Genomic DNA, 12947 nt, shown 5'->3' with positions numbered 1-12947 from the left:
ACGGGCGTATGGGGCACCGGGGGTGACATTCACCCTCTCACGTTTGGCACAGTGGACTGATGCTGACCGACGTGGACCTGCCCGCGCCCGGACTGCTCTGGACCCGCTGGGCGGCGCTGGGCGCCACCCTCACCGGCATCGGCCACGCCCACGTGTGGTCGATCGACGATCATGGGGCGCGGCGCGACGACCGCGATGAGAGCTGGGCGCGTTTCGCTCTGCTCGAAGGGCGCCGTGCCGTGCTGTACGGCGGGCGCGGCCACGACAGCACCACCTCCGATTCCCCGCCCGACCCGCTCACCGGTGCGCCCGACTGGCTGCCCTGGGCGGAGCTGGCCCCGCTGGCGGAGGCGGGCCGCCTCGGCTTCGTGATCTGGCACGAGAACGGCCGCTGGTCGCGGGTGCGTTACCGGGACGGGTTCAGCGACGGCATGACGACCCTGCTCGCCCCGCTGCTCGGCACGGAGAACACCGTCACCGCCCTGGCCGCGGTTGTCACCGGCCCGGGGCGCCTTCAGTTGTCCGGTCCGGCCCAGCGCGACGAGGTGCTGGAGGCGAGCGAACGGCTCCTGCTCGCCGCGATCCGTACCGAGATCTCGCCCGCCCACTTCGAGGAGCTCCTGGGCCGCCTGACCGATCCGGTTCTGGACAGCGCCGCGGCGATGGCGGTTGCCGTCCGCGGTGGCCTCACTCCGGGCACCCGGGCGCCGCGGATCGCCGCCGGGCAGCGGCCGCCGATGCGCCGGGTTCGCCGCCTCAGCCAGGGTGAACACGACCGGCTGGTGTGGGGTGCCATGCAGGAGGCCGGCGAGCTGCGCCGGCCGGCCCCGCCGGTCACCGAGGAGCTGGAGAGCCTGATCGGCTGGCTCCGGGAGCGGGCGCCGGGCGGTGACGGGCGGTGCACGCTGCTCGCCTATGCGGATGCCACCAGCGTCAGTTCGCAGCCGGGCGAGCACCCACCGGGCGACCGGGCGGGTGAGGAACGGTATGCGGCGTTCCGCCGGCTGACCGAAATGGTTCGGGCGGTGCGCCGGGCCGAGTCCGACCCGCGCTACGGACGCTGGCTCTATCTGCGGATCGAGACCAGCGAGACCGGGGTGCGCATCGAGCGGCGCTACGACTCCTGGCCGTCGTGGTGGCACGACGACGGGGTGTCCGGCCCGTGGCGCACCAACCTCCAGGAGGAGATGGACGGCCGAGGCCCGGCCTGGCGCCCAACCTGGGTCGCACTCCTCGACCCCGAGACCGCCTACCGCCCGATCGCGTGAATCCACCCCGGCGTGAGCATTCCGCCGGCGCGCAAACAAGCCCGGCGTGAGATCAGCGGGCCTTGCCGGCGCGCAGCAGGTCGAGGGATTTGGCAAGCCGCCGGGCACGGGTCTCGTCGGTCTTGGCCGAGGTGAGCTGGTCCGCGTGCCATCGCTGATTGCTGAACGACATCGTGTCCCAGAACGCCTTCACCGCAGGCTCTTCGGCGAGCGCCACTGCAAGATCATCAGGCACTTCTATCGTACGCGGAGCGGCATCCAACTCGACCTGGACGTCGTACTCCTCGCCGCCCTCGATCCCGGCCGCCGCACGCCGCTCGGCACTCACACCGAGCCAGTAATCGCCGCCCATCCGCGCGATCGACGACCGGAACTCGTACCCGTTGACCCGGACGAGGACCTTGGGCCGCCCGCCACCACCGAGACCGTCGACGATCTCGTCCGCCACCTGGAAGCCGGTGGTGTTCCCACCGGTCCGCTGCAATTCCGCCCGGAACTCCATGCGAGCCAGACTAGGACAGCCCGGCCTCGAAGCGGGAGCGGTCGAGGAAGGTCAGTTGAGCCCGCTTGTGACCGAGATCGATCTGGTCGCCGAGCGTGTAGCCCTCCCGCTGGAGCCGGCTGATCATGCGTTCGTTGCGGACGTCCGGTTCGGCGACGATGCGCAGGTGGGCGGGGTCGGCGAAGAGGTGCCGCATCAGGGCGGGAAAGACCGTGCTCGTCAGGTGCGGCAGGTCGCGGTCGCCGGCGTCGAGCAACAGGTGCATGCCGAAGTCGCCGGGGCGCACGTCGTAGCACTCGCCGACCGGATCGTGCACCGGCTCGTAGGTCTGGAAGATGCCGATCGGCGCGTCGTCGAGCATCAGCAGGTACGCGTGATGCGTCTCCAGGCCGTCGACGAACGCATAGACCTCCGCGATCTCCTCGACGGTGTGCGAGCCCATCCCCCAGAACTGGTTGCGCGGCTTGACCACCCAGCCGTGCACCAGCTCGGCGTGCGCCGCCGGGTCGAGCGGAATCATGATCAGCTCGCCCAGCCCGGCGAGCTTCTCGGAAAAGACGATCACAGGTCCTCCATGGGAAAAACGGTGAGGCGGTCCCAGTCGGTGACCAGCGGGACGAGCGATCCGGCCACCCAGTGCGGCAACTGGTCCAAAAAGTGCGGCGACTCCGGCGAGTCCACCGCGCCGAACGGGACGACCCAGCGGCTGCGCTGCCGGTCCGCGAGGTCCCAGACGTACCGGGCGACCGGCCCGCGCCAGCAGAGATCGCTGACCCCGGGGATGCTCGACGTGTTCAGCACGCAGTCGGCCGATCCGGAGAGCGGCGTCCGGGGGAAGTCCACGAACAGGCCGGGCAGCAGCAGCGGGTGCAGCAGGTGCCGGTCACCCCACGGCGCGGCGGGCACCGATGACGGCGGCACCACCTCGACGGGGTCCAGGCCGAGGCCGAGCAGTACCCCGTCCAGCGCGATCCCGATGCGGCCGCGCGGATCGGTCCACGGCGCGAACATCGGGTCGTACCCGGACTCCCCGAAGAGCGGTGCGAGCGCGGGATGCTCCCACAGCGCCCGCGCCACCGCGCTACGCCAGGCAGCCGCCTGCCCGGCCTCCGCCGACGAGGCCTCGAACGCGGTGTCCATGTGGATGAACTCGGGCTCGGTGCCGTCGTCGAGTAGGTGCCGGATCCGGCGGGCCCGGGCGGGCGGGGCGAAGTCGATACCGTGCGCCTCGGTGTCGGGCCGCCGGTCGTTGGCGTTGACAACCGACGCCACGCCGTTGGCGTTGACGGCCGTCGCCACGCCGTTGGCGTTGACGGCCGTCGCCACGCCGGTGGCGTTGGCGTTGGCGTTGGCGACCGTCGCCACGTCGAACCGGGCCGTCGGCGCCCACTCCGGCTTCCACTGGTGGGCGGGTTCCCAGGCGGGCACCGGGACCCAGCGATTTCGGTCGTCGCGGACCGGAACACGGCCCGCCGTCAGCTGCACCACGCGGCCGGTGGTGTCGGCGACAAGAACGCTGTTGACCGGTTCCACCCATCCGGAGAGTGCGTCCGCGACGTCGTCCACGGTGGACGATCGCAGCAGGGGCAACAGGGCGTCGAAACCCAGATCGGCGGCGGCGCGGGCCGGCGTGCGCAAGCTGAGGTTCCCGTCGACGATCGGGCCGCGCGGTGTCTCCGAGATGTCCACGAGGATCGAGTCGGCGTCGCGTACAGAAACGGTCTCTTGAAGGGTGACGACCGGCTCCCAGCCGGCCGCGCCCCGGGCCTCGACCCCGGCCGGGCCCGCGCGCAGTTCCTCGAGATAGAGATCTTGGTAGTCGGCCATCGCGTTGGTGACGGCCCAGGCCACCGACCCGGCGTGACCGAAATGCTGCACGCCCGGAACCCCCGGGAAGGTCAGCCCGGCCACGTCGAACTCCGGGCAGGCCAGGCGAATCTGCTGGTAGACGCCGGGTAGCTCGAGGAGCCGGTGCGGATCGCCGGCGATCTGACCGGGCACGGCCCACGCGTTGCTGCCCGAGGAGACCGGTCCTTCGACGGCGAACCAGGGCAGCGCGTGTGCGCCGAGCGTGCGTTCGACGTGAGCGCGCCACAGTTTGTTGGGAAAGGTCCCGAAGAGGATGTGTTGCACCTGGAAGACGCCGAGCGACGACCAGGGGTGCCAGTCGATCCCGCCGGCCCGGACCCCGTCGGCGTAGGCCTCCAGCCAGCGCTTTGTCTCCGGCAGGCAGGTGGCGAAGCAGCGCCGGGCGGTGTCGTCGAGCCGGACCTTGCGCGCGAACCGGTCCCAGCCCACCTCGTCCGCGCCGGCGATCTCAGCGAGCCGGCCCTCGGAGCGGCGCCGCTCCACCTCGATCTGCCGCCCGCGATCAACAGCGGTCACCCGCCCCTGCAGATATGCCAGCTCATCGATCGAGCCGGCCCGCAGGTGCGGGATACCGTGATCGTCGCGGTGGACCTTCATCGGGCGATGGGGTTGTCCAGCTCGCCCGCGAAGATCAGCGAGCTGGCCTGGTCGGCGATGTCCACCATCTGCAGGGTGTTGCGCAGTTGGAGCCGATTCAGGCAGGAGTGCTTGAAGGCCGGGCGCAGCAGGTCGAGCCGGCCGGACAGCGCGGGATGATCCTTGGCGTGCTCGCGGACGCAGTCGCCGGTCAGCGACCAGAACTCCGGCCAGGAGAGCAGCCCGTCCGCGTCGAGGATGCCGGCCAGGTGGCGCAGGAACCCGTCGAACACGTCGGTGAAGATCGCCAGTTCCTTGATCTCGTCGCTGACCTCGACCCGGATCCGCTCCACCTCGGGCGGCAGCGGCTGGTCGTTCATCACCGCGACCTCCTCGCCGATGTCCTTCATGAACACCCGGCGGGGCACGTGGTTCTCGAGTACCAGGATCAAGTTCTCACCGTGCGGCATGAAGGCCAGATCGTGCCGCAGCAGGCAGTGCACGATCGGCCGCAGGTAGGCGCGCAGATAGGTCGCCACCCAGTCGGCCGCCGCCATGCCGGAGGCCTGGATCAGTGCGGAGACCAGGGCGTTTCCGTCCCGGTCGCGATGCAGCAGGCAGGCCATCGTGGCCACCCGCTCGCCGTCGGCCAGTCGCGGCACGGGACTCTCACGCCAGAGAGCGGCAAGCATTTTCGTGTACGCCGACGGCGTGCCCGTCCGGTGATAGGCATCACCGACGAACCCGGTCGACGCGAGTTCCCGCAGCACATGGAATCCGCAGGACCGGAGCTCCTCGTCATTCTCCACGACCGACGCGACCCAGTCGTTGATCGGCGGGGTGGCCCGCATGTACTTCGGCGACAACCCGCGCATGAAACCCATGTTCTGCACGGCGATCGCGGTCTTCACGTAGTGCCGTTCGGGCCGGTCGATGTTGAAGAACGTGCGAATCGACTGCTGTGCCCGATAACGGTCAGGGCCGGCATCGAGCGGCACGATCGCGCGGCGGGCGACGTCGGCGGCGAACGTGACGGTCAGCTTGTGCTCCCACTGCCACGGGTGCACCGGAAGGTAGCGGTAGTCGGCGGGCGCCAGACGCCGTCCCCGCAGCTGCTGCTCGAAATGATCAAGCAGGTCCGCCCCCAGCTCGGCGGCGTAGTGCTCCCGCTCATCGCCCCCGGCCACGAAGATGCTCTCGTCCTTCAGGATCGCCACCCAGCGCAGGCGGACCGGGCTGCCCGCTTCCGGTGCGAACTGCGAGTGATCACGAAGTCCGAAACCGATCCGGCCGTTGTTGGCCACGAAGCCCGGATGCCCCTCGGTCATCGCCGCCTCGATCGTCTGGAAGCCGGCGTGCACCAACTCGTCGGCGGTCTCCCGGCGATGGGTGAACTTCCAGGCGGTGCCGGCCAGCGTCGCGGAGATCTCCTCGAGGTACGTCCCGAGCAGCTTCTCCGGAATCCCCAGTGTCTCCCGGAGCCCGGCGATGAAGTCGAGCGCGTCGAGCGGCCCCTCCAGCGAGTCCGGGTCGACGACCCAGTGCTCCAGCTCGTACCGCTGCGCCTTGAAGGTGTTCTCACCGAAGCGATAGCGATCGCCGCCGAGCGCGAGCGGGCTGATCAGGCGCTCGTGACTGAATTCGGCTATCGCTTTCGCGATCAGCCGGCGGTGGGCGTAGGTGATCGCTTCCGGCCGCAGGTGGGGGACGCTCATCTCGTACGCGGTGCGCGTGCAGAAGCTGAGCCGGGCCACCTTGTCGTGCAGTTGGACGTGCCGCTGCTCGACGAAGCCGACCTCGGCGTTCTTCCGTGCGATCGCCTCGTTGCGGACGTCCGGCTCGACGACGACCCGCTCCACCCGCGAGTCGGTGAAGCAGAGGTCCATCACCGCCCGCATCACCGCGGAGGTCAGCCCGGAACGCTTGCGGGTCGGCGGGGCGACGAGCACGTGCATGCCCAGGTCGCCGGGTTGCACGTCGTAGTGCTGGGCCAGCTCGCTGTGCGCCGGGTCGTAGGTTTCGGCCAGGAAGAGCGGAGAGCCGTCGTCGTCGTACCCCAGCCAGGCTTGGTGGTGTGGATTGTCGGCGATGGCCTGATATTCCTCGCGCACCTTCTCCCGCGTCGCACCCTGCAAGCCCCAGAAGTGCGAGCGCGGGTGGGTCACCCACGCGTGCAGAAGGTCCAGGTCACGTTCAAGATCGAGGGGTACGGCTCTCACGATTTCACCAATGCCTTGGGGATGTCGGCCTTGGGGGCGCCGAACTGCTGGAAGGCGATCGACTCCTCGACCCGGTAGACCTCGCGCCCGGTGATGCCCTTGAGGATCACCGAGTTGCGGTAGGGGCCCATGCCGAGGTCGGGGGCGGTGAGGCTGTGCGTGTGCTCCTCGGCGTTCTGCACGAACACCTCGCCCCCGTTGACATCGACCGTGTAGTCGACGGCGACGTCGAAGCGGCCGCGGGCGTCCCAGTTGATCCGGTCGCGGACCGGGTCCAGGAAGGACGGCACCCGGGGTGCGTATCCGGTGGACAGGATCAGGCCCTGGGTCGAGGCGGTGAACGAGCGGCCCTGCTCGGTGTGGTGCAGCGCGAGCGTGTAGCGCTTCTCCGCCTCGTCCCAGATCACGCCCTCCAGCTCGGTGCCGGTGAGCAGCGTGGTGGGCACCTCGCCGTGCAGGCTCTTCGCGTACAAGGTGTCGTAGATGGTGTCGACCAGGTCGCCGCTGATTCCCTTGTAGAGGTTGCGCTGCTCGCGGCCGAGCCGGTCACGCACCTCCATCGGCAGCCCGTGGTGGTAGCGGATGTACTCCGGCGACGTCATCTCCAGGGTCAGCTTCGTGTACTCCATCGGGAAGTACCGCGGCGACCTGGTGATCCAGCTCAGGTGGTAGCCGTACGCGTCGATCTCGTTGAGCAGGTCGAGGTAGATCTCGGCGGCACTCTGGCCGCTGCCGATCACCGTGATCGAGTCGAGCCGCTGGAGTTTGCCCTTGGTGTGCAGGTAGTCCGCGCTGTGCACGAACTCGCCCTGGTCCACCACCGCCGGGACGCGCGGCGCGGTGCCGATGCCGAGCACCAGCTTGCGCGCCCGGTACGTCTCGTTCGCGGTGTGCACCAGATAGGCCTCACCGTCGTGCGTGACGGTGTCGACCCTGGTGTTCCAGCGGATCGACGACAGCTGACCGGCCACCCACTTGCAGTACTCGTTGTACTCGGCCCGCAGCGGGTAGAAGCTCTCCCGGATGTAGAACGGGTAGAGCCGGCCCACCTGCTTGAGGTAGTTGAGGAACGAGAACCGGTTCGTCGGGTCGGCCATCGTGACCAGGTCCGCCATGAAAGGGACCTGGATGGTCACGCCCTCGATCATCAGGCCGGGGTGCCAGTTGAACTCCGCGCGCTGCTCCAGGAAGACGCCGTCCACGTCGGGCAGGTCCGCGGTCAGGGCGGCCAGACCGAGGTTGAACGGTCCGACACCGATCGCTACGAAGTCGTGCGTACGCATCAGGCCATCACCGCCGCGGCCTCGTGCTCGCCCATCAGGTCTCGCCCCACCTCGCGGATCAGGTCGAGGACGTCCCGCACGTTGCCCATCGTGGTGTTGGGGTTGAGCAGCGTGAACTTCAGCCAGTAGTGGCCGCCGATCGTGGTGCCGGCGACGATCGCCTGGCCGCCGTAGAAGAGCCGCTGCCGCAGCTTCGGCATCAGGTCGTCGCACTCGGCGACGCTCATGCCGTCCGGGCGGAAGCGGAAGAGCACGGTGCTCAGCGTCGGTGCGGCCACCGCCTCGAAGTCCGTCTCACCGCCGATGTACTGGTACGCCTCCTGCGCCCGGTCCACCACGGCGTCGAACATCTCGCCGATCTGGTCCGAGCCGATCGTGCGCAGCGTCATCCAGAGTTTGAGCGCGTCGAACCGGCGGGTGGTCTGCAAACTCTTGTCGACCTGGTTCGGCACGGTCGCCGTACGCGGGTTCAGGTAGTCGGCGTGCACCGCGATCCGGCGCATCGTCTCGCCGCGGCGGACCACGATCGCGCTGCAGCTGACCGGCTGGAAGAAGCTCTTGTGGAAGTCGACGGTGACCGAGTCGGCCCGCTCGATGCCGTCCAGCAGGTGCCGGCGGCGCTGGGAGACGAGCAGACCACAGCCGTAGGCCGCGTCGACGTGGAACCAGACGCCCTGCTCGGCACAGATCGCGCCGATGGCGTCGACCGGGTCGATGCGGCCGAGGTCGGTGGTGCCGGCGGTGGCGACGACGGCCATCGGGATGCCGCCGTCACGGCGTACGCCCTCGATGGCGGCGGACAGGGCCACCGGATCCATCCGGCCGGTGCCGTCGGTGGCGACGCCGACCACGGCGTCCGCCGCCATGCCGAGGATTCCGGCCGACTTGCTGACGCTGAAGTGGCTGTCGGTGGTGGCGAGGATCCGCAGGCGGGGGATCGTGGTGTCGCGGTCTTCCACCCTGTCGGCCAGGGTTTCTTCGCGGGCCAGGAGTAGGCCGTGGAGGTTGGATTGGGTGCCGCCGCTGGTGAAGATGCCGTCCGCGCCGAGGCCGAACCCGATCCGGCCGGCGGTCCAGTCGATCAGCCGGCGCTCGATGAGCGTGCCGGTGGCGCTCTGGTCCCAGGTGTCGACGGAGGAGTTGACGGCGGAGATCAGGACCTCGGCGCTCAGGGCCGGGATGGCGACCGGGCAGTTCAGGTGCGCCACGTAGGTCGGCTCGTGGAACCAGACGGCGTTGTCCAGATAGAGCCGGGCGACCTCGTGCAACGCGGCACCGGTGTCACCGAGCGGGCGATCCAGGTCGACGGCGTCGACCTGGGCCTGCAACTCGGCGACTCCCGCGCCGGAGTACGGCTGCCGCACCGCTTTCACCCGGTCGGCCAGCAGCGCCGACGCGTGCCACACACCGGACGTGTAACTGTCCAGCGTGGACCCGGAGAACAGATGCGGGGACGCGAACCCCTCCAACGTGGCCTCCACTAATAAGGTAAACCTAACCTAACTGAGGGGAGGCTAACTGGCCGGACATGAGAAGGAAACTCGACCATGGGGTGTCGGCCGGGGATGAACTCGCCTTCACCTCCGGCGCACTGGCCACCACCAGCGCATCGGCGCTCGCAAGATTGTTCCGGGCGGCGGGCGTGATTCATCCCATAATGCGGAAATGGAGCCCACCGTCTAGAACAGTGGGCTCCATCGATTCCTGGCGGTGGATCAGAACGGGGTCAGAACGATCCCGGCGGCGCGCGGGTCGCCGTCGTGCACCAGCGACTCCTGGTTCTGCACGTCGTCGAAGGCGAACGCGTACGCCTTGCCGTCGATCATGTTCTTGTGGATCTCCCGGGCGTAGATGTTGGTGCGTTCGCCCTGGTAGAAGTCGTTTGCCGTACCGCTCGGCTGGGTGTCGAGGCGGCCCAGCGTGGTGCGCTGCAGTGCCGCGCACAGGGTCCTGGCGATCGGGCCGACCACCTGGTCGTTCGGAGCGCCGAGGGCACCGTCGCAACCCCAGACGTTCGCTGTCGAGGGCTTGGTGAACGAGGCCACCGTACGGCCAGAGGTGTCGGTGAAACTCATGACGTCGCCCGAGGTCCGGCCCAGGTATTTCACATTGGGCTGATCGGTGAAGGGGGTGACGGTCAAGGTCTTCGAGGCGTACGCGCCCCAGGCACTCGTGATGTACGGGTCCAGGTAGGTCGGGCTCATCAGGCCGGCGTCGGCGGCCTTGCCGGGCGCGAGCACCCGCAGGACCGTACCGTCGGCGGCGGTCACCACGCTCTTCGCGAAGTCCGGGCTCGCCTTGATCGCGTTGATCACCTTCTGGCGGCCGTTCGCCACCGGCTCACCGGTCCTGCTGGTGTTCCCGTTGCCGCCGGTGACGCTGACGATGTGCGGTACCGCGAACATGTCCACCTGCGAGCTGTTGAGCCAGAGGCCCGAGCCGTTGAGGGTGAACTCGCTCCAGTCGAAGAGGATGTCGTGGTTCGGGTCGCCGGATGCCCACGGTGCCGGCTGCACCAGGCCGTCGTTGGTGAGCCGGAAGTCGAGCTTGCGGCCGAACGAGAAGTAGATCCGGCCGGAGATGTTCTTGGGAACCTTGAAGGTGGTCGCCGAGCCGTTGGCCGGGCCGGAGATCGCGACGTCCGGGGCGGGCACCGGGACGGTCCCGCCACCCGACCAAGCGGTGAACCCGCCGGCCCCGTTCACGTACCCCAGCTTGCCGGTGTTGAGATTGACCCCCAGCACGTAGATGTGGACGGCCTCGTTGCGCCCGCTGCGGTTCGTGAGGGTGACCGGCAGCAGGTCGGAGGCCGGCGGGACGGTCGCGGCGGGCGTGGTGGCGGCCGGAGTGGTCGCGGCGGGCTTCGTGGTGGCCGGTGCCGTGGTGGGTGCGCCCGTCGACGGCGCCACGGTGACCGGGCGCGTCGTCGGCGGCACGGTCGTCGGCGCGGTGGTGGCCGGTACGGTCACACCGCCGTCACAGGGCGCGCCGTTCAGCTTGCAGTTGACCGGCTGTCCACCCGAACCGACGAAACCGAACGTCACCTTCCCGCCCACCGGAATCGCGCCGTTCCAGGCACGGTTCGTAAATGTCCGATGGCTTCCCGAGGCGGCCATGTCGGTATCCCAGAAACTGCCGATCGCCGCGCCGGCGGGCAGGTCGAACTCCACCTTCCACGAGGTGATCGCGGATGCTCCGGTGTTGCTGATCGTCACCTCGTCCTGCCAGCCGCTGCCCCAGTCGGAGACTGTACGCAGGGAGGCAGTGGGTGCGGCGGCCGAGGCGGGTAGGGCGATCCAGGCGGTGCCCAGTGCCGCGACAGTGGCCACGGACGCGAGTATCAGACTTCTTTTGCGGCGCATGGGGGTGCGACCCTTCGAACAAGATCGGACAGGGATGCACGCCATTATTCGCAGCCGATCGCCCGATCCGCCCCTTCTTTAAACCTCCTTTAAGGTCCAATTCCCGGCCCTCCCCCGATAACACTTTTCCCCTCCCAAACCCCAGCTGGCACTGAGCGGCCCCAAAACGCCCCCCGCACCCCCCTCACCGCCAGCTGGCACTGAGCGGCCCCAAAACGCCCCGCGCACCCCCCTCACAGCCAGCTGGCACTGAGCGGTGCCGAAACGCCCCGCGCACCCCCCTCAGTGCCAGCTGGCTGTGAGGGGTGGCGAAACGGGCCGGGAGGCCCGCTCAGGGGCGGGTTAGGCGGAGGGCGGTCCAGGAGATGCGGGGGAGGGTGAGGGTGGCGGTGTTGGCGGCGAGGGTGACGGCACCCGTCGGGACGTCGGCGGTGGGGCGCAGGGTGACCCGGTCGGGGTCGTCCCTGGTGTTGGCGGCGCGGACGTCGTCGTCGGTCAGCGTCCAGGACTCGGCGATCACCAGCGGGCCGGGGAAGCCGCTCAGGTCGACGCTGAACTCGACCGGCTGCTCCTGGTCCCGGTTGACGGCGAAGACGACGACCTCGCCGGTGGAGGCGTCGTGGGTGGCGACGGCGTCGACCAGGGCGGCGGCGCCGTACTTCGCTGTCTCGTAGGTGGGGCTGTCGATCCGCAGGTCCAGGACGTCGCCCTTGGCCAGCGCGGCGGTCCGGGCGAACGGGTGGAAGATGGTCTGCCGCCACGCCGGGCCGCCCGGTTCGGTCATGATCGGCGCGATCACGTTGACCAGCTGGGCCTGGCAGGCCGCCGTCACCCGGTCGCTGTGCCGGAGCAGGGAGATCAGCAGGCTGCCGACGACCACCGCGTCGGCGACGTTGTACTGGTCCTCGATGACGCGCGGGGCGACCGCCCACTCCTCGGGCAGCGGCTGCTTCTGGAAACGCGACAGGTACCAGACGTTCCACTCGTCGAACGACAGATTGATCTTCTTCTTGCTCTTCAGCCGGGCGCCGACCGCGTCCGCGGTGGCCACGATGCTGTTCACGAAGTGGTCCATGTCGACGGCACTGGCCAGGAACGAGCCGAGGTCACCGTCGAACTCCTCGTAGTACGCGTGACAGGAGACGTAGTCCACCTCCTCGTACGCGTGCTCGAGCACCGTCGACTCCCACGCTCCGAAGGTCGGCATCGTCGAGCTGGAGCTGCCGCAGGCGACCAGTTCGAGATCCGGTTCGGCCGAGCGCAGAGCTCGCGCTGTGGAAGCGGCCAGTAGCCCGTACTCCTCAGGTGTCTTGTGCCCGGTCTGCCAGGGCCCGTCCAGCTCGTTGCCGAGGCACCAGATCTTGATCCCGTAGGGTTTCTCGGCGCCGTTGGCGCGCCGCAGCTCGGAGAGATGCGTGCCCTCCGGATGGTTGACGTACTCGTGGACGTCGAGCGCTTCCTGCACTCCGCGGGTGCCGAGGTTGACCGCGTACATGATCTCGATGTCGGCCTTCTCCGCCCACCTGGCGAATTCGTCGATGCCGACCTCGTTCGTCTCGATGCTGCGCCAGGCCAGGTCACGCCGGCGGGGCCGCTGCCCGGCCGGGCCGATGCCGTCCTCCCAGCGGTAGCCGGAGACGAAGTTCCCGCCGGGGTAGCGCACCATCGTGACGCCCAGTTCCCGGGCGAGGGCCAGCACGTCGGTGCGGAATCCGTCCTCGTCGGCGAGCGGGTGGGACGGCTCGTAGATTCCGGTGTAGACGCAGCGGCCCATGTGCTCGACGAACGAGCCGAAGGTGCGGCGGCTCACCGGAGCCACGACGTGGGCAGGGTTGAGTGCGACACGTGCACGAAGCATGTTGTTCCTT

At 69.1% G+C, this 12947-nt stretch carries 9 protein-coding genes; 1 reads left to right on the top strand and 8 read right to left on the bottom strand.

Annotation, left to right across the window (positions count from 1 at the left end; translation table 11 throughout):
- Positions 1-59: 59 nt before the first annotated feature.
- Entirely contained in the window at positions 60-1268 is a 1209-nt protein-coding gene (locus ACFQV6_RS01340; protein WP_378025406.1) for a hypothetical protein, read from the top strand.
- Positions 1269-1320: 52 nt separating this feature from the next.
- Here ACFQV6_RS01340 and ACFQV6_RS01335 read toward each other — a convergent pair whose 3' ends face one another.
- The 8 genes from ACFQV6_RS01335 to ACFQV6_RS01300 all read right to left on the bottom strand — a co-directional run bounded on the left by ACFQV6_RS01335 (position 1321) and on the right by ACFQV6_RS01300 (position 12937).
- Positions 1321-1770, bottom strand: a complete 450-nt coding sequence (locus tag ACFQV6_RS01335) for a YdeI/OmpD-associated family protein (RefSeq protein WP_378025405.1) — start codon at positions 1768-1770, stop codon at positions 1321-1323.
- A 10-nt stretch (positions 1771-1780) separates the two neighbouring features.
- Positions 1781-2332, bottom strand: coding sequence for a GNAT family N-acetyltransferase (locus ACFQV6_RS01330; protein WP_378025763.1), 552 nt, complete (start codon positions 2330-2332; stop codon positions 1781-1783).
- Positions 2332-4236 (bottom strand): penicillin acylase family protein, encoded by a 1905-nt coding sequence (locus tag ACFQV6_RS01325; RefSeq protein ID WP_378025404.1) that lies wholly within the window; start codon positions 4234-4236, stop codon positions 2332-2334. The genes ACFQV6_RS01330 and ACFQV6_RS01325 overlap by 1 nt, the downstream gene beginning before the upstream one ends.
- Positions 4233-6434 carry a GNAT family N-acetyltransferase gene (locus ACFQV6_RS01320; protein ID WP_378025403.1) on the bottom strand — a complete coding sequence of 734 codons (2202 nt, stop codon included), beginning with the start codon at positions 6432-6434 and terminating at the stop codon, positions 4233-4235. Before ACFQV6_RS01320 ends, ACFQV6_RS01325 begins: the two co-directional genes overlap by 4 nt.
- On the bottom strand, positions 6431-7717 hold the full coding sequence (locus ACFQV6_RS01315; protein ID WP_378025402.1) for a lysine N(6)-hydroxylase/L-ornithine N(5)-oxygenase family protein: 1287 nt from the start codon (positions 7715-7717) through the stop codon (positions 6431-6433). Before ACFQV6_RS01315 ends, ACFQV6_RS01320 begins: the two co-directional genes overlap by 4 nt.
- Positions 7717-9186: a pyridoxal phosphate-dependent decarboxylase family protein gene (locus ACFQV6_RS01310; RefSeq protein WP_378025401.1), complete on the bottom strand. Its 1470-nt coding sequence runs from the start codon at positions 9184-9186 to the stop codon at positions 7717-7719. Before ACFQV6_RS01310 ends, ACFQV6_RS01315 begins: the two co-directional genes overlap by 1 nt.
- Before the next feature lie 246 nt (positions 9187-9432).
- Positions 9433-11124, bottom strand: coding sequence for a beta-1,3-glucanase family protein (locus ACFQV6_RS01305; RefSeq protein WP_378025400.1), 1692 nt, complete (start codon positions 11122-11124; stop codon positions 9433-9435).
- A gap of 286 nt (positions 11125-11410) precedes the next feature.
- A complete protein-coding gene (locus tag ACFQV6_RS01300) occupies positions 11411-12937 on the bottom strand; it encodes an alpha-N-arabinofuranosidase (protein ID WP_378025399.1) in 1527 nt (508 codons plus the stop codon).
- Positions 12938-12947 lie beyond the last annotated feature (10 nt).

Origin of the sequence: Actinoplanes sp. GCM10030250, assembly GCF_042666575.1 — a bacterium.
Lineage (GTDB): Bacteria > Actinomycetota > Actinomycetes > Mycobacteriales > Micromonosporaceae > Actinoplanes.
This window is presented reverse-complemented; position numbering and strand designations above follow the sequence as displayed.

Coding starts and splice junctions, on each gene's coding strand:
- ACFQV6_RS01340 (WP_378025406.1), top strand. CDS start 60: ATGCTGACCGACGTGGACCTGCCCGCGCCCGGACTGCTCTGGACCCGC.
- ACFQV6_RS01335 (WP_378025405.1), bottom strand. CDS start 1,770: ATGGAGTTCCGGGCGGAATTGCAGCGGACCGGTGGGAACACCACCGGC.
- ACFQV6_RS01325 (WP_378025404.1), bottom strand. CDS start 4,236: ATGAAGGTCCACCGCGACGATCACGGTATCCCGCACCTGCGGGCCGGC.
- ACFQV6_RS01315 (WP_378025402.1), bottom strand. CDS start 7,717: ATGCGTACGCACGACTTCGTAGCGATCGGTGTCGGACCGTTCAACCTC.
- ACFQV6_RS01305 (WP_378025400.1), bottom strand. CDS start 11,124: ATGGCGTGCATCCCTGTCCGATCTTGTTCGAAGGGTCGCACCCCCATG.
- ACFQV6_RS01300 (WP_378025399.1), bottom strand. CDS start 12,937: ATGCTTCGTGCACGTGTCGCACTCAACCCTGCCCACGTCGTGGCTCCG.